At 68.8% G+C, this 24,367-nt stretch carries 20 protein-coding genes; 14 read left to right on the forward strand and 6 right to left on the reverse strand.

The window, feature by feature from the left end; genetic code table 11:
- Positions 1–20 precede the first annotated feature (20 nt).
- From I5803_RS06410 to I5803_RS06430, 5 genes are all read left to right on the forward strand, one after another.
- Positions 21–293 carry a LapA family protein gene (locus I5803_RS06410; protein WP_196985548.1) on the forward strand — a complete coding sequence of 91 codons (273 nt, stop codon included), beginning with the start codon at positions 21–23 and terminating at the stop codon, positions 291–293.
- Positions 283–1,416 carry a lipopolysaccharide assembly protein LapB gene (lapB, locus tag I5803_RS06415; protein WP_196985549.1) on the forward strand — a complete coding sequence of 378 codons (1,134 nt, stop codon included), beginning with the start codon at positions 283–285 and terminating at the stop codon, positions 1,414–1,416. Before I5803_RS06410 ends, lapB begins: the two co-directional genes overlap by 11 nt.
- Positions 1,413–2,342, forward strand: a complete 930-nt coding sequence (gene rfaE1 / locus I5803_RS06420; protein WP_196985550.1) for a D-glycero-beta-D-manno-heptose-7-phosphate kinase — start codon at positions 1,413–1,415, stop codon at positions 2,340–2,342. Before lapB ends, rfaE1 begins: the two co-directional genes overlap by 4 nt.
- A 79-nt stretch (positions 2,343–2,421) precedes the next feature.
- On the forward strand, positions 2,422–3,417 hold the full coding sequence (gene rfaD / locus I5803_RS06425; protein WP_196985551.1) for an ADP-glyceromanno-heptose 6-epimerase: 996 nt from the start codon (positions 2,422–2,424) through the stop codon (positions 3,415–3,417).
- A 95-nt stretch (positions 3,418–3,512) separates the two neighbouring features.
- Positions 3,513–4,043 (forward strand): ComEA family DNA-binding protein, encoded by a 531-nt coding sequence (locus I5803_RS06430; protein ID WP_196985552.1) that lies wholly within the window; start codon positions 3,513–3,515, stop codon positions 4,041–4,043.
- A 70-nt stretch (positions 4,044–4,113) separates the two neighbouring features.
- On the opposite strand, the gene I5803_RS06435 is transcribed toward I5803_RS06430, so the two are convergent.
- Together I5803_RS06435 and I5803_RS06440 are read right to left on the reverse strand one after the other, a co-directional pair.
- Complete coding sequence (locus I5803_RS06435; protein WP_196985553.1) at positions 4,114–7,731, reverse strand: hydantoinase B/oxoprolinase family protein; 3,618 nt, start codon at positions 7,729–7,731, stop codon at positions 4,114–4,116.
- Positions 7,728–8,444 carry an aspartate/glutamate racemase family protein gene (locus I5803_RS06440; RefSeq protein WP_354001629.1) on the reverse strand — a complete coding sequence of 239 codons (717 nt, stop codon included), beginning with the start codon at positions 8,442–8,444 and terminating at the stop codon, positions 7,728–7,730. Before I5803_RS06440 ends, I5803_RS06435 begins: the two co-directional genes overlap by 4 nt.
- 81 nt (positions 8,445–8,525) lie before the next feature.
- Here I5803_RS06440 and I5803_RS06445 point away from each other — a divergent pair, with 81 nt between their 5' ends.
- Genes I5803_RS06445 through I5803_RS06465 form a run of 5 tightly spaced genes read left to right on the forward strand, consistent with a single transcriptional unit; the run spans position 8,526 to position 13,832 of the window.
- A complete protein-coding gene (locus I5803_RS06445; RefSeq protein WP_196985554.1) occupies positions 8,526–9,491 on the forward strand; it encodes a TRAP transporter substrate-binding protein in 966 nt (321 codons plus the stop codon).
- A 10-nt stretch (positions 9,492–9,501) separates the two neighbouring features.
- Entirely contained in the window at positions 9,502–10,035 is a 534-nt protein-coding gene (locus I5803_RS06450; protein WP_196985555.1) for a TRAP transporter small permease, read from the forward strand.
- A gap of 27 nt (positions 10,036–10,062) precedes the next feature.
- Positions 10,063–11,373, forward strand: coding sequence for a TRAP transporter large permease (locus I5803_RS06455; protein WP_196985556.1), 1,311 nt, complete (start codon positions 10,063–10,065; stop codon positions 11,371–11,373).
- A gap of 30 nt (positions 11,374–11,403) precedes the next feature.
- Positions 11,404–12,882 (forward strand): dihydropyrimidinase, encoded by a 1,479-nt coding sequence (gene hydA / locus I5803_RS06460; RefSeq protein ID WP_196985557.1) that lies wholly within the window; start codon positions 11,404–11,406, stop codon positions 12,880–12,882.
- Entirely contained in the window at positions 12,879–13,832 is a 954-nt protein-coding gene (locus I5803_RS06465) for an N-carbamoyl-D-amino-acid hydrolase (RefSeq protein WP_196985558.1), read from the forward strand. Before hydA ends, I5803_RS06465 begins: the two co-directional genes overlap by 4 nt.
- Positions 13,833–13,987: 155 nt before the next feature.
- Here I5803_RS06465 and I5803_RS06470 read toward each other — a convergent pair whose 3' ends face one another.
- From I5803_RS06470 to I5803_RS06480, 3 genes are read right to left on the reverse strand one after another with little or no spacing between them, the layout of a single operon-like run.
- Positions 13,988–15,382: an efflux transporter outer membrane subunit gene (locus I5803_RS06470; protein ID WP_196985559.1), complete on the reverse strand. Its 1,395-nt coding sequence runs from the start codon at positions 15,380–15,382 to the stop codon at positions 13,988–13,990.
- Positions 15,379–18,549: an efflux RND transporter permease subunit gene (locus I5803_RS06475; RefSeq protein WP_196985560.1), complete on the reverse strand. Its 3,171-nt coding sequence runs from the start codon at positions 18,547–18,549 to the stop codon at positions 15,379–15,381. Before I5803_RS06475 ends, I5803_RS06470 begins: the two co-directional genes overlap by 4 nt.
- A gap of 10 nt (positions 18,550–18,559) precedes the next feature.
- Complete coding sequence (locus I5803_RS06480) at positions 18,560–19,789, reverse strand: efflux RND transporter periplasmic adaptor subunit (protein ID WP_196985561.1); 1,230 nt, start codon at positions 19,787–19,789, stop codon at positions 18,560–18,562.
- A gap of 166 nt (positions 19,790–19,955) precedes the next feature.
- Here I5803_RS06480 and I5803_RS06485 point away from each other — a divergent pair, with 166 nt between their 5' ends.
- From I5803_RS06485 to modC, 4 genes are read left to right on the forward strand one after another with little or no spacing between them, the layout of a single operon-like run.
- Positions 19,956–21,053, forward strand: coding sequence for a sigma-54-dependent Fis family transcriptional regulator (locus I5803_RS06485; RefSeq protein WP_196985562.1), 1,098 nt, complete (start codon positions 19,956–19,958; stop codon positions 21,051–21,053).
- Positions 21,054–21,060: 7 nt separating this feature from the next.
- On the forward strand, positions 21,061–21,819 hold the full coding sequence (modA, locus tag I5803_RS06490; RefSeq protein ID WP_196985563.1) for a molybdate ABC transporter substrate-binding protein: 759 nt from the start codon (positions 21,061–21,063) through the stop codon (positions 21,817–21,819).
- Positions 21,820–21,824: 5 nt separating this feature from the next.
- Positions 21,825–22,511 (forward strand): molybdate ABC transporter permease subunit, encoded by a 687-nt coding sequence (modB, locus tag I5803_RS06495; RefSeq protein ID WP_196985564.1) that lies wholly within the window; start codon positions 21,825–21,827, stop codon positions 22,509–22,511.
- Positions 22,508–23,590 carry a molybdenum ABC transporter ATP-binding protein gene (modC, locus tag I5803_RS06500; RefSeq protein WP_196985565.1) on the forward strand — a complete coding sequence of 361 codons (1,083 nt, stop codon included), beginning with the start codon at positions 22,508–22,510 and terminating at the stop codon, positions 23,588–23,590. The genes modB and modC overlap by 4 nt, the downstream gene beginning before the upstream one ends.
- Here modC and I5803_RS06505 read toward each other — a convergent pair.
- The gene (locus tag I5803_RS06505) at positions 23,565–24,362 is read right to left on the reverse strand and encodes an ABC transporter substrate-binding protein (protein WP_196988483.1); all 798 of its coding nucleotides are present in this window, start codon (positions 24,360–24,362) and stop codon (positions 23,565–23,567) included. The two genes, modC and I5803_RS06505, sit on opposite strands and share 26 nt — an antisense overlap.
- Positions 24,363–24,367 lie beyond the last annotated feature (5 nt).

Here is a 24,367-nt window from a genome sequence, read left to right on the forward strand (position 1 = left end):
TTCTCCACTGAGGGGCACGATTGAAATACCTCATGTGGCTGCTCAAGGCAGCCATTTTTTTTACGCTGTTCGCCTTCGCGCTGAACAACCAGCAGGACACGACCGTCCACTTCTTCTTCGGCACGGCGTGGCGCGCGCCGCTGGTGCTCGTGGTGCTGGCGTCCTTCGCCCTGGGCCTGGCCATCGGCGCCCTGGGCATGGTGCCGCGCTGGTGGAAGCATCGTGTCGCGGCGCGTCGCGCACTCGCCACCCCTTCCATGCTCGAATCCAGCACCACGCAACATGGACTTTGACCTGAGCTGGGTCTTGTGGGGCCTGCCCATCGCTTTCGTGCTGGGCTGGCTGGCGTCGCGCCTGGACCTGCGCCAGCTGCGCATCGAGAACCGCCAGGCGCCCAAGGCGTACTTCCGCGGCCTGAACTTCCTGCTCAACGAACAGCAGGACCAGGCGATCGACGCGTTCATCGAGGCCGTCCAGAAGGACCCGGACACCACCGAACTGCACTTCGCCCTGGGCAACCTGTTTCGCCGGCGCGGCGAGTACGAGCGCGCGGTGCGCGTTCACGAACACCTGTTGTCACGCGCGGACCTGAGCCGCGCCGAACGTCATCGGGCGCAGCACGCGCTGGCGCTCGACTTCCTCAAGGCCGGCCTGCTGGATCGCGCCGAGGAAGCGCTGCGCAAGCTCGAAGGCACGGCGTACGAGGGTCAGGCGCTGCTCGCCCTGCTGGCCATCTACGAGCGCTCGCGCGACTGGCCCCAGGCTTCCGAGATCGCCCACAAGCTCGACGCATCCGGGCAGGGCAATTTCAGCGGGCGCCAGGCCCACTACCTGTGCGAGCAGGCTGCGGCCGCGCCGCCGGAACGGGCCGAACAGCTGCTGCGCGAGGCCATGCAGGCCGCACCCGGCTCCCCGCGTCCCGCCATCGACCTCGCGGCCCTGCAGCGTCGCGCGGGCGATGCACAGGCGGCCTTCAAGACCTTGACCCGCGCGATCGAGGAAGCCCCGCCGGCCGTGCCGCTGATCGCCAAGCCCCTCACCGACGCCGCCATCGCCTCCGGCAGCCAGGCGCAGGCCCTGGAGCTCCTGCAGAAGAACTACCGTGCCTCTCCTTCGCTGGACGTCCTCGAGGCCATCGTGGCGCTGGAGCCGGACACCGATGCGGCGCGCGCCCTCTACGTGAAGCACCTGGAGCGCGAACCTTCGCTCGTGGCCGCCAGCAAGTGGCTCGCGCAGGAAAAGCTGGAGCACGAGCAGTTCCACCCGCTGGTTCAGGGCGCGCTGGACCACGCGGTCAAGCCGCTCACCCGCTACCGCTGCGCCGCGTGCGGCTTCGAGGCGAAGCAACATTTCTGGCAATGCCCGGGCTGCCAGGCCTGGGACAGCTATCCCGCGCGTCGGGTCGAGGAACTATGAATCCCAGCAAGCAGCAACTCGCCAAGGCGCGCGTGCTCGTGGTCGGCGACGCCATGCTCGACCGCTATTGGCACGGCGCGGTCGACCGCATCTCGCCCGAGGCGCCCGTGCCGGTGGTGAAGGTGACGCGCGAGGAGGAGCGCATCGGCGCCGCCGCGAACGTCGCGTACAACGTGGCGACGCTGGGGGCGCAGGCGAGCTTCCTCGGCGTGGTCGGCGACGACGAACCGGGCCACCGGCTCGAGCAGCTGCTGCGCGACACCGGCATCGCCGCACACCTCAAACGGGACCCGGGCTTGCGCACCACGGTGAAGCTTCGCGTGATCGGCCGCCACCAGCAGCTCCTGCGCATGGACTTCGAGAACGAACCCGACCACGAAGCCCTCGCCTCGCAGACGGAGGAGTTCGCGCGGCTCGCGCCGGTGCACGACGCCGTGCTCTTCTCCGACTACGGCAAGGGCGGCCTCGCCCACATCCCCTCGATGATCGCCGCCGCGCGCGCCGCGGGAAAGTCCGTGCTGGTCGACCCGAAGGGCTCCGACTATTCGCGCTACGCGGGCGCCTCGCTCATCACGCCCAACCGGCTGGAGCTGCAGCAGGTCGTCGGCTCGTGGCGGAGCGACGACGAGTTGCGCGAGAAGGCGCAGGCCCTGCGCGCCACGCTGCGGCTGGACGCCGTGCTCGTCACGCTCGGCGAAGACGGGATGACCCTGTTCGACGCCACCGGCGACTCGCATGTGCAGGCGCAGGCGCGCGAAGTGTTCGACGTGACGGGCGCGGGCGACACCGTGATCGCCACCTTCGCCGCCCTGGTCGCGACGGGCATGGCGCCGCGCGACGCCATGCCGCTCGCCAACAAGGCCGGCGGCATCGTGGTGGGCAAGTTCGGCACCGCCACCGTTTCCTACGAGGAGCTCTTCTCATGAGCGCAGCGCAGAACCGCTTCAAGCAAGCGAGCACCCCCTCGGGGGGCAGCCCGGTTTTATCGGGCGTGGGGGCAAACGAATGACCCGTGTCGTCGTCACCGGAGCCGCGGGCTTCATCGGCAGCAACATCGTCAAGGGGCTCAACGCGCGCGGGATCGACGACATCATCGCCGTGGACGACCTGACGCAGGGCGACAAGTTCCGCAACCTCGCGGACCTGCGCATCGCCGATTACGCCGATGCCGACCTCTTCTACGACCTCTTCGCCGAAGGCTACTTCGGCAAGGTCGAAGCCGTCTTCCACGAGGGCGCGTGCAGCGACACGATGGAGACCGACGGCAAGTACATGATGGACAACAACTACACCTTGTCGGTGGGCTTGTTCAACGCATGCCGGGAACGCGGCACGCGCCTGCTCTACGCGTCGTCGGCGGCGACCTACGGCGGCTCCGAGACGTTCCGGGAATCGCCGGAGTTCGAGCTCCCGCTCAACGTCTACGGCTACTCCAAGCTCCTGTTCGACCAGCGCATGCGGCGCGAGTGCGGCGAGGATTTCAGGAAGACCCAGCGCCAGGTCGCGGGCTTCCGGTACTTCAACGTCTACGGCCCGCGCGAGCAGCACAAGGGCCGGATGGCGAGCGTGGCCTTCCACCAGTTCAACCAGTTCAGGGCCGAGGGCAAGGTGAAGCTCTTCGGTGAGTACGGGGGTTACGGCCCCGGCGAGCAGATGCGGGACTTCGTCTTCGTCGACGACGTGGTCGCGGTGAACCTGTGGTTCTTCGACCATCCGGACAAGTCCGGCATCTTCAACCTCGGCACCGGTCGCGCGCAGCCCTTCAACGACGTGGCGGTGGCGGTCGTCAACGCACTGGCGTCGCCGGCCCAGCCGCTCGACGCCGCAGGCGCGGCCGCGAAGGGATTGATTGAATACGTGCAATTCCCCGATGCGCTGCGCGGCAAGTACCAGTGCTTCACGCAGGCCGACCTCACGGCCTTGCGCGCCGCCGGCTGCGACCACGCGTTCGCCGATGTAGCCACGGGTGTCGCCAGCTATATGGCCTCGCTCGCCCGCTGAGCGCAGGCTGACCCGGTCAACCTCCCGCGCCGCAGGGCGTTAGAGGGGCGTCCGGGTCCTTTGCCCGCTCATCCATTCACCCCGAGGAGTTCCTCATGCTCAAGAAAATCCTGGCCGTGCTGGCCATGCTCTACGCCTTCGCCGCCTTTGCAGCCACCGACGTGAACAAGGCCTCCGCCGCCGAGCTGGACGGCATCAAGGGCATCGGCCCGGGCATCTCCACCAAGATCCTGGACGAGCGCAAGAAGGGCGCCTTCAAGGACTGGCAGGACTTCATCGACCGCGTGAAGGGCGTGGGAGAGAACAACGCGGCGAAATTCTCCGCCGAGGGCCTGACGGTCAATGGCGCCACCTTCAAGGGTGTGGCCGCTTCGCCCACCGCGAAGAAGGACGACAAGCCCGCCGCCAAGGCCGAGGAGAAGAAGGCCGCAGCCTCCGCGGCGATGAAGGAAGAGAAGAAAGACGCCAAGGCCGATGCGAAGGCGCAAGCCAAGGCGAAGAAGGAAGCCGACAAGAAGGCCAAGGCGGAGGCCAAGGCAGAAGCAAAGGCCCAAAAGGCCGACGCGGCCAAGCCCGCCGCGAGCGCTGCCAAGCCTGCTGCCAGCGCCGCCAGCGCGAAGAAGTAAGCAACTCGCCAGCGGACAAAAAAAACCCGCCTCGGCGGGTTTTTTTATTGCATGGATTTCGCGCGGGCGATCAGCCGCGCCCGTAACCCCCGCCGCCGGGCGTGTGGATCTCGAAGATGTCGCCCGGCTCCATCTGCGCCGATCCGATGTGTTCCAGCGGCTCCACCGCGCCACTCGTTCGCACGACCCGGTTGATCCCCACCGCCCCCGCTTCACCCCCGGCCATGCCGAAGGCGCCGTGCTTGCGGCCATTGGACAGGATGCTGGCGGTCATGTCTTCCAGGAAGCGCACGCGGCGCACGCCGCCATCGCCGCCCTTCCACTGGCCCGCACCGCCCGATCCCCGCCGGATCTCGTAGCTTTCGAGCCGCACCGGAAAGCGGAACTCCAGCACTTCCGGGTCGGTGAGCCGCGAATTCGTCATGTGCGTCTGCACCACGCTGGTCCCGTTGAATCCCTCGCCCGCGCCGCTGCCGCCGGAGATCGTCTCGTAGTACTGGTGGCGCGCGTTGCCGAAGGTGAAATTGTTCATCGTGCACTGGCTCGCCGCCATCACGCCGAGAGCGCCATAAAGCGTGTTCGTGATGCAGGTGGACGTCTCGACGTTGCCCGCCACCACCGACGCCGGCGGATTCGGGTTGAGCATGGATCCCGCCGGGATGATGACCTTCAGCGGCTTCAGGCAACCTGCGTTCAGGGGAATGTCGTCGTCCACCAGCGTGCGGAAGACGTACAGCACGGCCGCCATGCACACGGCGGTCGGCGCGTTGAAGTTGTTGGTCTGCTGCGGGGACGTGCCGGTGAAGTCGATCTCCGCGCTGCGGTTCGCCGCATCGACGCGGATCGCCACCTGGATCTGCGCGCCGTTGTCCAGCGGCAGCGTGAATGCACCATCCTTCAGGCGCGTGATCACCCGGCGCACGGACTCCTCCGCGTTGTCCTGCACGTGCCGCATGTACGCCTGCACGACGTCCAGCCCGAACTGGTCGGCCATCTTGCGCAGCTCCTGCACGCCCTTCTCGTTCGCGGCGATCTGCGCCTTCAGGTCCGCCATGTTCTGCTCGGGGTTGCGGCTCGGGTACTGGCCGCTTCGCAGCAGCGCAAGCATCTCCTGCTCGCGCAAAGTCCCCCGGTCGACGAGCTTCACGTTGTCGATCTGCACGCCCTCCTCCTCGATGCGCGTCGAGAAAGGCGGCATCGAGCCCGGCGTCGTGCCGCCGATGTCCGCGTGGTGGCCGCGCGAGCCGACATAGAAGATCGGGCGGCCGGAACTGGAGCCGGAACTGGAATCCGACCCCAGATAGACGGGGGTGATGACGGTGACGTCGGGCAGGTGCGTGCCGCCGTGGTAGGGGTCGTTGAGCACGTACACGTCGCCCGGCGACATCGCGCCCTCGTTCTCGCGGATGACGGTCTTGATGCTCTCGCCCATGGAGCCCAGGTGCACAGGCATGTGCGGTGCGTTGGCGATGAGGTTGCCTTGCGCATCGAACAGCGCGCAGGAGAAATCCAGCCGCTCCTTGATGTTCACGGAGTACGCCGTGTTCTGCAGCTGCAGCCCCATCTGCTCGGCGATGTTCATGAAGAGGTTGTTGAAGACCTCGAGCAGCACCGGGTCCACCGTGGTGCCGGCGGCGAACTTCACGGCGCGCGCCTCCTTGCGATCCAGTACGAGGTGATCGAGCTCGGTGAGCTTCGCCTCCCAGCCCGGCTCGACCACCGTCGTCGCGTTCTGCTCCGCGATGATCGCCGGCCCCGCGATGACGTCCCCGGACCGCAGGTCTTCGCGAACCACGAGCGCGGCGTCATGCCAGCGGCCGCCGGAGAACATGCGCACGGTTTCGCGCGTGGGAACCTCCCGCACCGGGTGCATGGCATGACGAGGCTCGCCCGGCGCATCGCCCGCGACCACGGCCTCCACCGACACCGCCTCGACGATCATCGCCTTGCCCTGCATGAGGAAGGCGAAGCGCTGGCGGTACGCCGACTCGAAGCCCGCGACGATCGTGGCGAGATCGCCGAAGGGAACGACCAGCGCCGAATCGCTGCCCTGGTAGCGCACGTGCACGCGCTTGTGCACCGTCACTGTCCCGGCATTCACCTGCTGCTGCTGCAACTCCCCGCGTGCGGTCTCCGCCAGCGCATCGAGCTTCTGCGCCACTTGCGACAGGGAATCGGGCACGAGCGGGAGTTCCACCGCCTGTTCGCGGATCACGTTCTGGTCGGCAAGGCCCATGCCGTACGCGGACAAGACGCCTGCGAGTGGATGCACGAACACGCGCGTCATTCCGAGCGCATCCGCGACCAGGCACGCGTGCTGGCCGCCCGCGCCGCCGAAGCACTGCAGGGTGTAGCGCGTGACGTCGTACCCGCGCGCCACCGAAATCTTCTTGATCGCATTGGCCATCTGCTGCACGGCGATGTCGATGAAACCTTCGGCCACCACCTCCGCGCCGCGGCCGGTGCGCGCGGCCAGCTCCTTGAAGCGGGTCTCGACGGCCTCGTAGCTCAAGGCTTCATCCGCCTTGGGGCCGAACACCTTCGGGAAGTAGCGCGGCTGGATCTTGCCCACCATCACGTTCGCATCCGTCACGGCGAGCGGCCCGCCGCGGCGATAACTCGCCGGGCCCGGGTTCGCGCCCGCGCTCCGCGGTCCCACGCGAAAGCGCGAGCCGTCGAATTCGAGGATCGACCCGCCACCGGCCGCCACGGTGTGGATGCTCATCATCGGCGCGCGCATGCGCACGCCGGCCACCTGCGTCTCGAACTCGCGCTCGAACTCGCCCGCGAAGTGCGACACGTCCGTAGACGTTCCGCCCATGTCGAAGCCGATCACCTTCGCATGGCCGCCGAGTTGCGCGGTGCGCGCCATGCCGACGATGCCGCCCGCGGGGCCCGAGAGGATCGCGTCCTTGCCCTGGAAGGCATGTGCGTCGGTGAGGCCGCCCGAGGACTGCATGAAAAAGAGCTGCACGCCGGGCATTTCGCCGGCCACCTGTTCCACGTAGCGGCGAAGGATCGGCGACAGGTAGGCGTCCACCACCGTCGTGTCGCCACGGCTCACGAACTTCATCATGGGGCTGGTCTGGTGCGAGGTGCTCACCTGCGCGAAGCCCACCTCCTTTGCGATGCGGGCCGCCGCAGCCTCGTGCTCCGTGTAGCGGTACCCGTGCATGAACACCACGGCGGCGCTGCGCAAGCCCGCCGCGAATGCGGCCTGCAGCTGCACGCGCAGGTGTGCTTCATCCAGCGGCTCCAGCATCTCGCCGCGCGCACCGACGCGCTCGTGCGCCTCGATCACCTGGCTGTACAGCAGCTCCGGCAACACGATGTGCCGGTCGAAAAGGCGCGGCCGGTTCTGGTAGGCGATGCGCAGCGCGTCGCGGAACCCGCGCGTCGTCACGAGCAGCGTGGGCTCGCCCTTGCGCTCCAGCAGTGCGTTCGTGGCGACGGTGGTGCCCATCTTCACGCACTCCACCACCTCGGGCGTGACGGGCTCTCCGGGTTTCAGCCCCAGCAGGTGGCGGATGCCCGCGACGGCCGCGTCCCTGTATTGCTCTGGATTCTCCGAGAGGAGCTTGTGGGTGACGAGACTTCCATCGGGGCGCTTGCCGACCACGTCGGTGAATGTGCCGCCGCGGTCGATCCAGAACTGCCAGCGCGATGCGGGGGGTGCTTTGTCCTTCATCCGCGAATCATAGGTTCAGCGGCCCAGGATTTCAGTGCCGGGACGTCGGCCAGGCTCAGCACTTCGAATCCCGTCGCGTCACGGATGGCTTGCGCGTAAGGCGGCATGTTGGTGCATTCGAGCACGACAGTGCGCAGCCGCGGCGCCCTGCCGCGCAACGCCCGCGCCGCCGCGACGACGTCCCGCCCGGCACGGGCGAGGTCCATCGCCGCGTCGTTGCCGAGGATCGCGCGGGCGAACTCGCCTCCCGGGTCGACGCCCTCGACCATCACGTCCGCCAGCTGGCCCGGCGGCACGCCCGCCTGCCGCAGGTGGGCATCGCCCAGGTGCCGGGCGTCGATGGTGAGCACGCCCACCTGCGGCTCGCGCGCGAGCAGGGCCGGGAGGAGCAGCAGGCTGGACGTCACCACGGGCACCTTCACGGCGTCCTGCAGGGCCTCCTGCAGCAGCACCAGAAATCCGCAGCTCGTGGTGATCGCACCCACCCCGTTCGCCTCGAGCTCGCGTGCCGCCGCACTGAACGCCGCCAGCACCGGCCCTTCCCGCAGGCCCGCGGCATCGCGCACGGCGTCTCGTGGCCCCGCGCCCTCCACCACCCGGAACTCGGTGTCGCCGCGCCAGCTGCCCGGGTGGCCCACGTCGCCCGGCGGGCGGGGAAAGCGCGTGGACAGCATCAGGATGCCCAGGCGCCGGGCGGGGTCCGGGGGAAACACCCGAGATGCTGGCGCAATACTTGCATTTATGCTGGCTGCTCTCGACAACTCGTCCATCCCCCGCATTCTCACGGAGCGACCATGAATTTCAAACCCGCCCTGATCGCCGCCGCGCTGATCGCGTCCGGCTCCGCCTTCGCCCAGACCAAGTGGGACCTGCCCGCCGCCTACCCCGCGACGAATTTCCATACCGAAAACCTCGTGCAGTTCGCGAGCGACGTGGACAAGGCTTCCGGTGGCAAGCTCAAGATCACCGTGCACGCCAACGCGTCGCTCTTCAAGGCCAACGAGATCAAGCGCGCCGTGCAGGGCGGGCAGGCCCCGATCGGCGAGGTGCTTCTCGTCAACTTCGAAAACGAAAACCCGATCTACGGCGCCGACGGCATCCCCTTCCTGGCCACCGGGTACGGCGACGCGAAGAAGCTCGCCGCGGCGCAAAAGCCCGTACTCGACAAGCTGCTCGGCGCCCAAGGCATGAAGCTGCTCTACACGGTGGCGTGGCCGCCCCAGGGCATCTACACCAACAAGGAACTGAACAACGTCGGCGACATGAAGGGCCTGAAGTGGCGCGCCTACAGCCCGGCCACGGCCAAGATCGCGGAACTGGTCGGCGCGGTGCCCGTCACCATCCAGGCCGCCGAACTCTCGCAGGCGCTCGCCACCGGCGTGGTCAACAGCTACATGAGCTCGGGCTCCACCGGCTACGACTCGAAGACCTACGAGAGCATCAAGATGTGGTACGACACGCAGGCCTGGCTGCCGAAGAACGCGGTCATCGTGAACACCGCCGCCTTCAATGCGCTGGACAAGCCCACGCAGGACGCCGTCCTCAAGGCCGCCGCCGACGCGGAAACCCGCGGCTGGAAGCTCAGCGAGGAAAAAAACCAGTGGTACGTGAACGCGCTGCAGGAAAAGGGCATGAAGATCATGAAGCCCTCGCCGCAGCTGATGGCCGACCTGAAGAAGGTGGGCGCCGTGATGCTGACGGAGTGGGAAGCCAAGGCCGGCCCGGACGGCACCGCCGTCATCACCAACTTCCGCAAGTAAGCGCGGGAGCATGCGCCGCTTCCTCGACCGGCTCTACCTGGCCTCCGGCGCGGTCGGCGCCGCCTTCATCGCCTTCATCTGCATCGTGATGATCGCGCAGAGCATCCTGCGCGAATTCGGGGTGCGCACGGGCGCGGCCAACGACGTGGTGGCGTGGTCCTGCGCCGCCGCGTCCTTCTTCGCGATGGCGCATGCCTTCAAGCACGGCGACTTCGTGCGGGTGACGCTGCTGCTGGAGAAGATGTCGCCGCCGGTGCGCCGCGTGATGGAGATCATCTGCCTGGCGATCGCGGCCCTGTCGGTCGGCTACCTGGCCTTCTGGGCCAACAAGTTCACCTACGACAGCTGGCGCTTCCACGAGGTGGCGCAGGGGCTGCTGCCGATCCCGATCTGGATCCCGCAGGCGAGCTTCGCGCTCGGCTCCATCCTGCTGCTGGTGGCGGTGGTGGACGAACTGGTCATCGTCATCCGGGGCGCCACACCCACCTACGTGGCGGCGGTCGAGGAGCGCCACGCCAAGGGCGACTTCTCCTCCGACGTGTAGCCACCTCCCACAAGAAGAAGAATTTCCATGGATATCCTGCTCGTCGGCGGCCTGTTGCTGCTGATCATGATGGTGCTGCTCTCGGGCGGCGTGTGGATCGCGATGACGCTCGCGATCTGCGGCTGGGTCGGCCAGGCGTTCTTCACGACCACCGCGACGGGCAACAACCTCTTCTCTTCCTTCTGGGAGTCGAATGCCTCCTGGGAGCTCGCCGCGCTGCCGCTCTTCATCTGGATGGGCGAGATCCTGTTTCGCAGCAAGCTGTCCGAGGAGATGTTCGAAGGCCTGCGCCCGTGGCTCAACAAGGTGCCCGGCCGGCTGATGCACACGACCATCCTGGGCTGCGGCATCTTCGGTTCGGTGTCCGGCTCGTCGGCCGCGACCTGCGCGACGATCTCCAAGGTCGCCCTGCCCGAACTCCTCAAGCGCGGCTACAGCGAGAAGATCACGCTCGGCTCGCTCGCGACCGCCGGCACGCTCGGCATCCTGATCCCGCCCTCGATCACCATGGTGGTGTACGCCGTGGCGGCGGACGCATCGATCATCCGCATCTTCCTCGCCGGCTTCCTGCCGGGCTTCCTGCTCATGGCGCTTTTCTCGGGCTACATCATCTGGTGGAGCCTGCGCAACCCCGACCAAGTGCCGCCGGCCGACCCGCCGACCACCTTCATGGAGAAGATCCGCCTCTCGGGCAACCTCATCCCCTGCGCGGCGCTCATCATCTTCATCGTCTGGGTGCTGATCGCGGGCTACGCCACCGCCACCGAATGCGCGGCCTACGGCGTCGCCGGTTCGCTGGGCCTCGCGTGGTGGAGCAAGTCGCTCACCTGGAAGACCTTCTGCGAGGGCCTGATGGGCACCACGCGCACCAGCTGCATGATCATGTTCATCCTGGCGGGGGCGTCCTTCCTCACCAAGACCATGGCCTTCACCGGCATCCCGCGCGAACTCGCGCAGTGGGTCGACGCCATGCACCTGTCCCCCTACATGCTGATCACCGTCCTCACCGTCGTGTACCTGATCCTGGGCACGGCGCTGGACGGGATCAGCATGATCGTGCTCACGAGCGCGGTGGTGCTGCCGATGATCCAGAAGGCCGGGTTCGACCTCATCTGGTTCGGCATCTTCATCGTGCTGCTCGTGGAAATCGCGGAGGTCACGCCGCCCGTGGGCTTCAACCTCTTCGTGCTGCAGAACATGACCGGCAAGGACAGCAACACCATCGCGCGCGCCGCCCTGCCCTTCTTCGGCTGCCTGGTGCTGTGCATCGTGCTCATCACGGTCTTTCCGCAGATCGTCACCATCCTGCCGGACGTGGTGATGGGCAAGGACAAATAGGCAACTGGCGCGAGGCGGTAGAGTGGGGACATGAGCGACTTCGACCTCACCGTGCGCAACGCGCGCATCGTCACCGCCGACAGCGAAGTCACCGGCGACATCGGCGTGCGCGGCGAGACGATCGCGCAGGTCGGCCAAGGACTCGCCCCCGGAAGGATCGACATCGACGCGCAAGGCGGCTTCGTCATCCCCGGCGGCATCGACAGCCACTGCCACATCGAGCAGCTCTCCAGCATGGGCGTGATGTGCGCGGACAACTGGCTCACCGCGACGCAGTCCGCCGCGTTCGGCGGCACCACCACGGTGATGCCGTTCGCGGCGCAGCACCGTGGCGATTCGCTGCGCACGGTCACGCGCGACTACCTCGCGAGCGCCGCGCGGCAAGCCGTCATCGACTACAGCCCGCACCTCATCCTGTCGGAGACCGATGCGCAGACGCTGGGCGAGGACCTGCCCGCGTTGATCCGCGAGGGCATCACCTCGTTCAAGGTCTTCATGACCTACGACAGGCTGAAACTCGACGACGCGCAGCTGCTCGACGTCTTCGCCGTGGCCGCGCGGGAAGGCGCGCTGACGATGGTGCACGCGGAGAACAACGACGTGATCTCGTGGATCGCGCGGCACCTCATCGCCGCGGGCCACGTTGCCCCGAAGTTCCACGCGGTGGCGCACGCGCCCGCTGCGGAAATCGAGGCCGCGCATCGCGCGATCCAGCTCGCGTCCGTGTGCGACGCGCCGGTGCTGATCGTCCACGTGTCCACCGCGGGCGCCGCCTCCGCGATCGCCTCCGCGCAGATGCTCGGCGCGCCCGTGCTCGGCGAAACCTGCCCGCACTACCTGCTGCTCACCGCGGACGACCTCGACCTGCCGGGCACGGAAGGCGCGAAGTACTGCTGCAGCCCGCCGCCGCGCGATGCCGCGTCCCAGGAAGCCCTGTGGGACGCCATCCGGCGTGGCGTCCTCAAGCTGTACTCCTCCGACCACGCCCCCTATCGCTACGACGCGAGCGGCAAGCTGCCGCATGGGGACGCCACCACGTTCAAGCAGGTCGCCAACGGCTTGCCCGGGCTCGAGTTGCGCATGCCGCTGCTGTATTCCGAAGGCGTGCGCAAGGGCCGCATCGACATGCGGCAATTCGTCGCGCTCACGTCCACGAACCACGCGAAGACCTACGGCATGTACCCGCGCAAGGGCGCGATCCAGCCGGGCAGCGACGCGGACCTCGTGATCTGGGACGCGGACCGCACGCGCCGCGTCACGTATTCGATGCTGCACGATGCCGCCGGCTACACGCCCTATGAGGGACGCGAGGTGACGGGCTGGCCTGGCGTGGTGATCAATCGCGGCCGCGTCGTGGTGGAGAACGGCGCGCTTCACGCCGGCAGCGGCGCAGGACGATTCATTCCGCGCGGCGCGCCCGCCCCGGTGCTGGAGCGGCGCGCGCCCAGCGAGCGCGCACAATGGATGCGGTCGATCTTCTCTCTCGCATCGCACAGGAAAAATTCATGAGCAGTACCCGCAAAATCGGACTCGCCGTCGCCCAGCTGGGGCCCATTCACCTCGCCGATTCGCGAGAGTCCGTGGTGCAGCGGCTGCTGGCGATGATGCGCGAGGCGAAGGCGCGCCAGGCGGACTTCGTCGTCTTCCCCGAGCTCGCGCTCACCACCTTCTTTCCGCGCTACTGGATGGAAGAAGCCGAAGCAGTGGACCGTTTCTTCGAAAAGACCATGCCCGGCCCCGCGACGCAGCCGCTCTTCGACGAAGCGAAGAAACTCGGCATCGGCTTCTACCTGGGCTATGCGGAACTCACGCCCAAGGGCCGCCGCTTCAACACGGCGATCCTCGTCGACCCGTCCGCCAACATCGTGGGCAAGTACCGCAAGGTGCACCTTCCCGGCCACAGCGACCACAAGCCCGACGCGCCTTTCCAGCACCTGGAAAAGAAATTCTTCGAGGTCGGCAACCTCGGCTTCGGCGTGTGGGACACGACGGGCGTCAAGATGGGCATGTGCATCTGCAACGACAGGCGCTGGCCCGAGACCTACCGCGTGATGGCGCTGCAAAGCGCGGAGATCGTGGTGCTGGGCTACAACACGCCGTCGCACAACATCCACTGGGACGAGCCGGCGCACCTGCGCACCAGCACGCACTTGATTTCGCTGCAGGCGAATGCGTACCAGAACGGGCTGTGGGTCGCGGCCGCCGCGAAGTGCGGACGCGAGGACGGCTTCCACATGATCGGCAATTCGGTGATCGTCGCGCCGACGGGGGAGATCGTGGCGCGCACGCTGACCGAAGCGGACGAGGTGATCGCGACGGTGGCGGATCTGGGGATCGGGGAGCTCTTCCGCCAGCACGTGTTCAACTTCGCGAAGCACCGGCGGCCGGAGCATTACGGGCTCATCACGGAGCGCACCGGGGCGGGGGAGCCGTTGCCTCGGCCTGTAGGTGACGATTGAGTCGGCTTTGAATCCAGGGACGCAGAATTCGCGGAAGTGACGCAGAATTTCGCGGAAGAAATCCAAAGAAATTCCTGCTGGATTTTTTCTGGCTTCCTTCTGCGTAACCTCTGCGAATTCTGCGTCCTTGACTCAGGAAGCCGCAGGCAAGCCCGTCACCTCCCCGAAGGCTCCACCCACCCGCCGCCCAGCGCCTTGTACAGCTGCACTTGGTTCTGCAACTGCGCCGCCCGCGTCTGGATCAGCGCCTGCTGCGCCGCGAAGAGCGAGCGCTGCGCATCCAGCAGGTCGAGGTAGCTCGACACGCCGTTGTCGTAACGCAGCTTCGACAGCCGCATCCGCACCGACTCCGCTTCCACCACGTTGCGCTGCGCCTGCAGCTGCTCGCCGAGCAGGGCGCGGCCCGCGAGCGCGTCCGACACTTCGCGGAAGGCCGACTGGATCGCCTTTTCGTATTGCGCCAACGCGATGTCGCGCGCCACGTTGGCCGAGCGCAAGCCCGCCGCGTTGCGGCCCGCATCGAAGATCGGCAGCAACAGCGAAGGCGCGACGGTGAAGCCCCAGGAGCCCCCCTTGAAAAGGCCCGACAGTTCCGTGCTCGCGGTGCCGATGCCCGCCGTGAGGGAAATGCGCGGGAAGAACGCGGCGCGTGCGGCGCCGATGTTGGCGTTGGCCGCGATCAACTGCTGCTCGGCCTGACGCACGTCCGGGCGACGCACGAGGACGTCGGATGGCGTCGCAGCCGGCAGGTCCGGCAACGCGATGGATTCGCTCGTCACACCTGCGCGGAAGTCCGGTGCGACCGGCTCGCCCACCAGCAGCGCCAGGGTGTCGAGGTCGATCGCGCGCTGGCGCTGCGTTTGTGCGTTCGCCACACGCGCGCCTTCATAGAGCGACTGCGCCTGGCGGAAGTCCAGCTCGGACGCCGCGCCGTTGTCGAAGCGCAGCTTGGTGAGACGCAGCGAATCCTCGCGCGTGATGAGCGTCTGGCGCGTCAGCTCCAGCAATTCCTCGTCGGCGATCAGCGACAGCCAGGTCGTCGCGACACTCGCGATGAGCGAGGTCTGTGCCGCCTTGCGGCCTTCTTCGCTCGCGAAGTACTGCGCCAGCGCGGCGTCGCTCAGGCTCGCGATGCGGCCGAAAAGGTCGATCTCCCATGCTGTCGCGGCGAGGCCCGCCGTGTACACCGAGGACGTCGAACCATTGGCGCCCGGCGTGCGCGAACCCGCCACCGACAGGCCGACATTGGGCACGCGGTCGGCGCGGCGGATGTCGTACTGCGCGCGCGCCGCTTCGATGTTCAGCACCGCGATGCGCAGGTCGCGGTTGTTGCGCAGCGCCGAGGCGATCAGCTCCTTCAGCCGCGCATCGGCGAAGAAGTTCTGCCAGTCGAGGTCGGCAGCCGCGGTACCCGAGGTGGCGCCCGGGTAGGCGAAGGCGCCCGCCACCGGCGCCACGGGGCGCTCGTACTTGGGCGCCATCGAGCAGGCGGCCAACAGTGAGGCCGCCGCGACGACGGACAGCGATGTCTTCAAGAGGCGGGCGTTCATACCTGGTCCCCCGCCTTCGCGCCCGGGGGCAACTCGTGTTCCAGCTCGTGCGCATACAGCTTGCGCTGGCGCTCGCTGTCCTTGAAGAAGCCGCGCACGACGACGAAGAAGACGGGCACGAAGAGCACCGCGAGGCTGGTCGCGGTGATCATGCCGCCCATCACGCCGGTGCCGATCGCGCGCTGGCTGGCCGAGCCCGCGCCGCTCGCGACGACCAGCGGCAATACTCCAAGAATGAAGGCCAGCGAGGTCATGATGATGGGGCGGAACCGCAGGTGGCAGGCCATCAGCGCCGCCTCCACGAGGCTCTTGCCCTGCGCCTGCAGGTCCTTCGCGTACTCGATGATCAGCACCGCGTTCTTCGCGGACAGGCCGATGATCGTGATCAGGCCGACCTTGAAGTACACGTCGTTCGGGAAGTCGCGCAGCGTGGCGCCCAGCAGCGCGCCGACGATGCCCAGCGGCACCACCAGGATCACCGACATCGGGATCGACCAGCTCTCGTACAGCGCCGCCAGGCACAGGAACACCGCCAGCAGCGAGAAGCCCAGCAGGATGGTGGCCTGCGCGCCCGAGAGCTTTTCCTCGCGCGACTGGCCCGTCCATTCGTAGGCGAAGCCGGCGGGCAGCTGCGCCGCGAGCCGCTCCATCTCGTCCATCGCATCGCCCGTGCTCTTGCCCGGCGCGGCGTCGCCGGAGATGCGCATCGACGGGTAGCCGTTGTAGCGCACCGTCTGCATCGGGCCCGTCACCCAGCGCGTTGTCGCGAACGCGGACAGCGGCACGGCAACGCCCTTGTTGTTGGTTGCGGTGATGCGCAGCAGGTCGCCCGGCTGCATGCGGCCCGTCGCGTCGGCCTGCACGACCACGCGCTGCAGGCGCCCGCGGTTCGGGAAGTCGTTGATGTAGGACGAGCCGAGCGCCGTCGACATGGCACTGTTGATGGAATCGAAGGTCACGCCCAGGGCGTTGGCCTTGTCGCGGTCGATGTCGACCTGCAACTGCGGCGCATCCTCCAGGCCGTCCGGCCGGACGCCTGCGACGATCTTGCTTTGCCCCGCGAGCCCGAGCAACTGGTTGCGCGCGGCGACCAGCGCTTCGTGCCCGTTGCCGCCGCGGTCCTGCAGGCGGAAGTTGAAGCCTGTCGCGGTACCCAGCTCCGGAATGGCCGGCGGGCTGAGCGCGAAGATGAACGCATCGCGGATGCCCGACAGCGCGCCGAACGCGCGCCCGGCGATCGCGGATGCCGAATGCTCCGCGCCCTTGCGCTCGGACCAGTCCTTGAGCGTCACGAAGGCGAGGCCCGCGTTCTGCCCCTGGCCCGAGAACGAGAAGCCCAGCACGCCCACCATGCTCTGCACTTCCGGCTGCTTGAGGATGAAGTTCTCCACGCCTTCCATGACCTTGGTCGTGCGCTCGATCGTGGCGCCCGGCGGCAGTTGCACGTTCACGAGCATGTAGCCCTGGTCCTCGCTCGGCAGGAAGGACGTGGGCAGGCGCATGAACAGCACCGCCACCGCCGCGATCACGGCGAGGTACACGATCAAGGCGCGGCCGGTGCGGCGCAGGATGCGCGCGACGAAGCCTTCGTAGCCCTTGGCCGTGCGCGAGAAGCCGCGGTTGAAGCGCCCGAAGAAGCCGCGCTTTTCCAGGTGGTGGCCCGCCTCCATGGGCTTGAGGAGCGTCGCGCACAGCGCGGGCGTGAGCGACAGCGCCATGAACGCGGAAAAGCAGATCGACGCGAGCATCACCGCGGAGAACTGCTTGTAGATGTTGCCCACCGCGCCGCCGAAGAACGCGAGCGGCACGAACACCGACACCAGCACCACCGTCACCCCGACGATCGCGCCCTGGATCTGGCTCATCGCCTTCACGGTCGCTTCGCGCGGCGGCAGGCCCTCCTCGCTCATGATCCGTTCGACGTTCTCCACCACGACGATCGCGTCGTCCACGACGATGCCGATCACCAGCACCATGCCGAACATCGTGAGCACGTTGATGGAGAAGCCGAGCGCGAGCAGCACGGCGAAGGTGCCCAGCAGCGACACCGGCACCACGATGGCGGGGATCGCGGTGTAGCGAAGGTTCTGCAGGAAGAGGTACATCACGAGGAACACCAGCACCATCGCCTCGACCAGCGTCTCCACCACCTGCTTGATGGAGATGTTGACGAAGCGCGAGCTGTCGTAGGGGATCGCCCACTTCATGCCCTGCGGGAAGAACTTCGAGAGCTCCTCCATGCGCTTGCGGATCGCGGTGGCGGTGGCCAGCGCATTGCCGCTGGGCGCGAGCTGCACGCCGATGCCGGTGGACGGCTTGCCGTTCAGGCGCGCGGAGACCGCGTAGCCCTGCGCGCCGAGCTCCAGCCGCGCGACGTCGCGCAGGCGCACGGCCGAACCGTCCGTGTTCGCGCGCAGCACGATGTTGCCGAACTGTTCCACCGTGGTGAGCTGCCCGTTGACGACGACCGTGGCGAATGTGCCCTGCCCCGGCACGTTGGGCATGTCGCCGATGGCGCCCGCGGACACCTGCGCGTTCTGCGCGCGGATCGCGGCATTCACTTCGGCACTCGACAGGTTGAAGCTCTCCAGCTTGGCCTGGTCGATCCAGATGCGCATCGCGCGTTCCGTGCCGAAGAGCTGCGCCTGGCCGACGCCGGGAATGCGCTGGATTTCCGGCAGCACCGCGCGCGACGCGTAGTCGCCGAGCGCCACCGGGTCCCACGCGGGGTCGTCCGAGGAGAGGATCGTGAAGAGCAGGAAATTCGAGCGCGACTTGTCCACGCGCACGCCTTGCTGCGTCACCGCCGCGGGCAGCCGCGGGCCGGCGCGCGAAAGTCGGTTCTGCACGTCCACCTGCGCGAGGTCGGGGTTCGTGCCCGACTCGAAGCTGAGCGTGATCGAGCCGCTGCCGTTGGCCTGCGCCACCGACTCCATGTAGATGAGGCCGGGCGAGCCGTTCATCTCCTGCTCGATGATGGACAGGACGCTGTCTTCCAGCGTCTGCGCGGAGGCGCCGGGGTACACCGCCTGGATGACGATGCTGGGCGGCGCGACCGAGGGGTACTGCGCGACCGGCAGCTTGACGACCGCCACAGCGCCGAGCACCAGCACGAAGAGCGCGATCACCCAGGCGAAGACCGGCCGGTCGATGAAAAACTTGGCCATGCTGCTGCCTTCAGGACTTCGCGGATGCGGGACGGGATGCGGGCGATGCGGAGGGCGCGCCGCCTGGCGGCGTGGCGGACCACGGCACGGGCTTGACCGGGGAGCCCGGGCGCAGCTTCTGGAAGCCGTCGACCATCACCTGCTCGCCGGCCTTCAGGCCGTCGGTGACGACCCACTGGCCGTTCTGCTCGCCGCTCACCTTGATGGTGCGCGGGGCGACCTTGCCTTCCTTGTCGACGACCATGACCGTGTCGCCCTGGGTCGCACGGGTGACCGCCTGCTGCGGCAGCAGCACGGCATTGCCGGCCTTGGCCTGCTCCAGCCGCACGCGCACGTACAGGCCCGGCAGCAGCGTCCCGTTCGGGTTGGGCACTTCCGCGCGCAGCGTGATCTGCCCGCTGGTCGCGTCCACCGTGAGGTCGGAGAAGAGCAGGCGACCCGGGTTCGGGTGTTCGCTGCCGTCTTCCAGCACCACGCGCACCAACGCGCCTTCCGCGCCCGCGGCACGCCTGAGCTTGCCCTCCGCCAGCGCCTTGCGCATCTTGAGCACTTCGGCGGCGGACTGCGTGAAGTTGACGTACATCGGGTTGATCTGCTGGATCACCGCGAGCGGCGTCGCCTCGCCCTGGCCGACGAGCGCGCCTTCGGTCACGAGGGCGCGGCCGATGCGTCCGGAGATCGGCGCCGTGACGGAGGCGTATCCCACGTTGATCTGCGCGGTCTGCACCGCGGCCTTGCCGGCCGCGACATCGGCCTGCGCCTGCTGCTGCGCCGCCACGGCGTTCGCGTAGTCCTGCTTGCTGATCGCGTTGGCTTCCACCAGCGGCTTGTAGCGTTCCGCGAGCGCCGTGGCCTGCCCGAGATTGGCCTGGGCGCGCGCCATGGTGGCCTGCGCGCTCGCCAGCTGCGCGGCATAGGGCGCGGCGTCGATGGAAAAGAGCGGCTGGCCGGCGCGGACGTCCGAGCCTTCGGTGAATAGGCGCCTTTGCACGATGCCGGCGGCGCGCGCGCGCACCTGGGCGACGCGCGAAGGCTCCAGGCGGCCGGGCAGTTCGGTGACGAGGCCCACCTCGCCGGGGGCGACGGTGACGACACCGACTTCCGGTGGCGGCATCCCGCCGCCGGGGCCGCCTGCGGGCTGGGCGTTGCCGCCGGGGCCGCAAGCCGCCAGCAGCGTGGCGGCGAGGAGGGAGATCAGGGAAAGAGGTCTTGACGCGAAACGCTGGCGCAAGGCGGGCATTGCAATCCTTGTGGGAACGGGATCGGCGCCGCCGGGCGGGGTGGGCGCGGCGTGACGACGGATTTCGGGAACCACAGAGTATGCCGCGACTGGATGTCGAATGCTTTCAGCAGGATTAGCGCGGTGCAGCTCTGCGGGATCGCGCGGGATCGCACACAATGAGGGCATGGAGCGCGCGGTGACCCCCACATCCCAGGGCCGGCTGGCCCTGATCGAAGGTGCGCGCCGGGCCGTCCTCGGCGGCGGCCCGCCGGCACGGGAATCGGCGGTGGAATCGTGGATCGCGCGCTCGTGGCGGCGCTGCCTCGCGGCCGGCCACCGCCCCGACGAACGGCTGGGCTTCGACATGGTGGCGGCTCAGGCGCGCAGGCGCGTGCTCGATGCCAACCAGCCCCTCCTGCAGGCCGCCCGCCCGGTGCTCGACCGCCTCGCCCGGGCCCTCGCCAGCACCCGCTACTTCGCCATCCTCACCGACCACCAGGGCATCGTGATCGACGCGCACGGCCCGATCGACCGCAGCGACCGCCGGGCCGACCTCATCACGCGCGTCGGCGTGGACCTGTCCGAACGCGCCGTGGGCACGACGGCCATCGGCGCCGCGCTGGGCGAACTGCAGCCCGTGTGGCTGCACCGCGGCGAACACTTCTTCAACGACACCTCCGCCTACAGCTGCGCGGGCGCGCCGCTGTTCGGGCCGGACGGCCGTTGCGTCGGCATGCTGGACCTGACCGGCATCGATGCGGCCGAGCGGCCCGAGCTCAAGCACCTGGTCGCGCAGTCCGCGCGCACCATCGAGAACGCGCTCACCCTGGCCCGGCCGCACCGCCTGCTGCTGCGCTTGAACTGGCCCGGCCGCTCCCTGGGCGGCGACGACGACGGCCTGCTCTGCCTGGACGCGGACGGCTGGATCACCGGCAGCAACCACGTGGCCCGCCAGATGGCGCCGCCCCTTGCCCCGGGCGGCGCGCCGGTGCACTGCACCGAGCTCTTCGCCCAGCCCTGGGAAATCCTCTTCGACCAGGCGCGCGGGAGCGCCGGCGAGCGCCCCACCGAGGTGCCGCTCTGGTCGGGCCTGCGGCTGCAGGCGCTCGCGCTGCTGCCCGGCCGGGAAACCGCCGCCGCCGCGCCGCGCGTGCCCCTGCGGGAGGCGGAGATCGCGATGATCCGCGAGGCCGTTGCGCAGGCACGCGGCAACGTGCAGCAGGCGGCGCAGGTGCTGGGCATCAGCCGGGCGACGATCTACCGCAAGCTCGCGAGCCGCTGACCCGTCCATGCGCGTCGCGGCCCTCCGGCGTGTCCTCCCGTGCCTGGCCTGGCTGCTGGTGCACGCCGCCGCGGCTGCCGGCCAGGTGAGCGTCGCCGTGGCCTCCAACTTCACCGCGCCCATGCAGAAGATCGCGGCCGCGTTCGCGGCGGACACCGGCCACACCGTCGCGCCGGCCTTCGGGGCCACGGGCGCCTTCTACGCGCAGATCCGCAACGGCGCGCCGTTCCAGATGCTGCTCGCCGCCGACGACGAAACGCCCGCGCGGCTGGAGCAGGAAGGCCTCGCCGCCGCCGGCACGCGCTTCGCCTACGCCACCGGCCGGCTCGCGCTGTGGAGCGCGCAACCCGGCCTGGTGGACGGCAAGGGCGAGGTGCTCGCCCGGGGCGGCTTCGAGCGCATCGCACTGGCCAACCCGAAACTCGCGCCCTATGGCGCCGCCGCGGTCGAAGCGATGGCCCGGCTGCAGGTGCTGGCGCGCCTGCAGCCGCGCTTCGTGCAGGGCGAAAACATCGCGCAGGCCCTGCAGTTCGTGGCGACGGGCAACGCGCCACTCGGCTTCGTCGCCCTTTCGCAGGTGATGGTGGACGGGCGCATCGCGCGGGGCTCGGCCTGGGTCGTACCCTCCTCGCTGCACGCGCCGATCCGCCAGGATGCCGTCATCCTCGCCGCGGGCAAGGGCAGTGCGGCCGCCTCGGCGCTGGCCGCGTACTTGCGCGGCGACAAGGCCCGCGCGATCATCCGCAGCTTCGGCTACGAGCTCTGATCCGCATGCCCGCCTTCAGCGCCGCCGACTTCGATGCGATCTGGCTGACGCTGAAGCTGGCGACCCTCACCACCGCCCTCCTGCTGCTGCTCGCGACGCCGCTCGCGTGGTGGCTCGCGCGAACCGCGTCGGGCTGGCGCGCGCCCGTCGCCGCCGTCGTGGCCTTGCCGCTCGTGCTGCCGCCCACGGTTTTGGGCTTCTACCTCCTGGTCACCATGGGCCCCCACGGACCCGTGGGGCAGGCCACGCAGATGCTCGGCCTGGGCACCCTGCCCTTCACCTTCGCCGGCCTCCTCGTGGGCTCGGTGATCTATTCGCTGCCCTTTGCCGTGCAGCCGCTGCAGCATGCCTTCGAGGCCGTGGGCCGCCGGCCGATGGAAGTGGCGGCGACCCTGCGTGCGCGTCCCCTGGATGCCTTCCTTTCCGTGGCCGTCCCGCTCGCACGGCCCGGGTTCGTGACCGCCGCGATCCTCAGCTTTGCGCACACGGTCGGCGAATTCGGCGTCGTGCTCATGATCGGCGGCAACATCCCGCAGCAGACGCGCGTCGTGTCCACGCAGATCTACGGGCACGTCGAGGCGCTGGAGTACACGCAGGCGCACTGGCTCGCGGGCGGCATGGTGCTGTTCTCGTTCGCGGTGCTGCTGGCGCTGTCCCTCACGAGCCGGCGCAGCCTGCGGGTGCTCGGATGAGCGCGCAGGACATGCTGCTGCGCCTCGCGCTCGCGCGAAAGACGTTCCGCCTCGACGTGGATTGCGCGCTGCCGGCGCACGGCATCACCTGCGTGTTCGGCCCGTCCGGGTCCGGCAAGACCAGCCTGCTGCGGTGCATCGCCGGGCTGGAGCGCGCCGCCGGCACCGTTCGCATCGCCGATGCGGTCTGGCAGGACGACGCGCAAGGGGTCTTCGTGCCCACGTGGAAGCGCCCGCTGGGCTATGTGTTCCAGGAGGCGAGCCTCTTCGACCACCTCGATGTGCGCGGCAACCTCGACTACGGCGCGCAACGCGCGGGCGCCGCGGAGCGCCGGATCGCGCTCGCCGCGGCGATCGAGCTCCTGGGCATCGGCGACCTGCTCGCGCGGCCCACGCACGAACTCTCGGGCGGCGAGCGCCAGCGCGTCGCGATCGCGCGCGCCCTCGCCGCGCAGCCGCGCGTGCTCCTGCTGGACGAGCCGCTGGCATCGATCGACATCGCGCGCAAGCAGGACATCCTTCCGTGGCTGGAGCGCCTGCGCGACGAGCTCGCGCTGCCGATGGTCTACGTCACGCACTCGGCCGACGAGGTCGCGCGGCTCGCGGACACGCTCGTCGTGCTGGAGCGCGGACGTGTCGCTTCCACGGGCCCCGCGGCGCGCGTGCTGGCGCGCACCGACGACGCGGCGCTGTGGGGCGACGACCCGGGCGCGCTGATCGACGGCACGCTCGCCCTGCGGGACGGGCGCTGGCACCTGGCGCGCGTCGACTTCCCGGGCGGCAGCCTCTGGCTGCGCGACGACGGCGTCGCCGCCGGCCAGCGCGCCCGCCTTCGCGTGCTCGCGCGCGACGTGAGCATTGCGACACGGGAGCCGGAGGGCACGTCGATCCAGAACCTGCTGCCCTGCACCGTACAGCACATCGCGGCGGATGCACATCCTTCGCAGCTGCTCGTGCGCCTCGCGTGCGGCGAGACGACGCTGCTCGCGCGGATCACCGCGCGCGCGGCCGATTCGCTGGGCCTCGCCACGGGCATGCCCGTGTGGGCGCAGGTCAAGTCGGTGGCGCTGGTGCAGTGAGTTTCGCGGCGTTCGGGAAGAACAGCTGCTCGCCGCCGATGCGGTAGTTCGCGATCACGCCCTGCCCCGCCGGCGAGGTGATCCAGTCGACGAACTTCTGCGCCCCGGCCGCGTTCAGTTTCGGGTACTTCGCGGGATTCACCACCATCACGCCGTACTGGTTGAAGAGCCGCTTGTCGCCTTCGACGAGCACCGCGAGGTCGCCGCGATTGCCGAAGCTCAGCCAGGTGCCGCGGTCCGTGAGCACATAGGCGTTCGAGGAACTTCCGATGTTCAGGGCCGGCCCCATGCCGCAGCCGCATTCCCGGTAGCCCGCGCCCTTGCCGGCCGCTCCCGCCTGCGACCAGTAGCGCAGCTCGGCGGCATGGGTGCCGCTCTTGTCGCCGCGGGAGATGAAGGGCGCGTTGGCGGCGGCGATCTTCTTCAGCGCCGCGAGGATGTCCCTGCCGCGCACGCCGGCCGGGTCGGGTTTCGGGCCGACCACGACGAAATCGTTATACATGACCGGGTAGCGCTTGCGCGAGCCTCCCTCCGCGACGAACTTCTCCTCCGCCGCCTGGTCGTGCACGAAGAGCACGTCCGCATCGCCGCGCCTCGCGATGTCGATGGCCTGCCCGGTTCCGACGGAGACCACCTTGATGTCCAGGCCGGTCGCCTTCTTCGCCTCGGGAATCAGGTGCCCGAACAGGCCCGACTGTTCGGTGGACGTGGTGGACGCCACGGTGATCGTCTCCGCGCGCGCCGCGGCGGCGAACCACAGGGCTGCGGCCATCCAGG

It is taken from the genome of Caenimonas aquaedulcis (assembly GCF_015831345.1).
In the GTDB taxonomy this organism is placed as follows: domain Bacteria; phylum Pseudomonadota; class Gammaproteobacteria; order Burkholderiales; family Burkholderiaceae_C; genus Ramlibacter; species Ramlibacter aquaedulcis.

What these genes read in the sequence shown, in the direction of transcription:
- lapB (WP_196985549.1), top strand. Translation starts at nt 283, where the DNA reads ATGGACTTTGACCTGAGCTGGGTCTTGTGGGGCCTGCCCATCGCTTTC.
- rfaE1 (WP_196985550.1), top strand. Translation starts at nt 1,413, where the DNA reads ATGAATCCCAGCAAGCAGCAACTCGCCAAGGCGCGCGTGCTCGTGGTC.
- rfaD (WP_196985551.1), top strand. Translation starts at nt 2,422, where the DNA reads ATGACCCGTGTCGTCGTCACCGGAGCCGCGGGCTTCATCGGCAGCAAC.
- I5803_RS06430 (WP_196985552.1), top strand. Translation starts at nt 3,513, where the DNA reads ATGCTCAAGAAAATCCTGGCCGTGCTGGCCATGCTCTACGCCTTCGCC.
- I5803_RS06435 (WP_196985553.1), bottom strand. Translation starts at nt 7,731, where the DNA reads ATGAAGGACAAAGCACCCCCCGCATCGCGCTGGCAGTTCTGGATCGAC.
- I5803_RS06445 (WP_196985554.1), top strand. Translation starts at nt 8,526, where the DNA reads ATGAATTTCAAACCCGCCCTGATCGCCGCCGCGCTGATCGCGTCCGGC.
- I5803_RS06450 (WP_196985555.1), top strand. Translation starts at nt 9,502, where the DNA reads ATGCGCCGCTTCCTCGACCGGCTCTACCTGGCCTCCGGCGCGGTCGGC.
- I5803_RS06455 (WP_196985556.1), top strand. Translation starts at nt 10,063, where the DNA reads ATGGATATCCTGCTCGTCGGCGGCCTGTTGCTGCTGATCATGATGGTG.
- hydA (WP_196985557.1), top strand. Translation starts at nt 11,404, where the DNA reads ATGAGCGACTTCGACCTCACCGTGCGCAACGCGCGCATCGTCACCGCC.
- I5803_RS06465 (WP_196985558.1), top strand. Translation starts at nt 12,879, where the DNA reads ATGAGCAGTACCCGCAAAATCGGACTCGCCGTCGCCCAGCTGGGGCCC.
- I5803_RS06470 (WP_196985559.1), bottom strand. Translation starts at nt 15,382, where the DNA reads ATGAACGCCCGCCTCTTGAAGACATCGCTGTCCGTCGTCGCGGCGGCC.
- I5803_RS06475 (WP_196985560.1), bottom strand. Translation starts at nt 18,549, where the DNA reads ATGGCCAAGTTTTTCATCGACCGGCCGGTCTTCGCCTGGGTGATCGCG.
- I5803_RS06480 (WP_196985561.1), bottom strand. Translation starts at nt 19,789, where the DNA reads ATGCCCGCCTTGCGCCAGCGTTTCGCGTCAAGACCTCTTTCCCTGATC.
- I5803_RS06485 (WP_196985562.1), top strand. Translation starts at nt 19,956, where the DNA reads ATGGAGCGCGCGGTGACCCCCACATCCCAGGGCCGGCTGGCCCTGATC.
- modA (WP_196985563.1), top strand. Translation starts at nt 21,061, where the DNA reads ATGCGCGTCGCGGCCCTCCGGCGTGTCCTCCCGTGCCTGGCCTGGCTG.
- modB (WP_196985564.1), top strand. Translation starts at nt 21,825, where the DNA reads ATGCCCGCCTTCAGCGCCGCCGACTTCGATGCGATCTGGCTGACGCTG.
- modC (WP_196985565.1), top strand. Translation starts at nt 22,508, where the DNA reads ATGAGCGCGCAGGACATGCTGCTGCGCCTCGCGCTCGCGCGAAAGACG.
- I5803_RS06505 (WP_196988483.1), bottom strand. Translation starts at nt 24,362, where the DNA reads ATGGCCGCAGCCCTGTGGTTCGCCGCCGCGGCGCGCGCGGAGACGATC.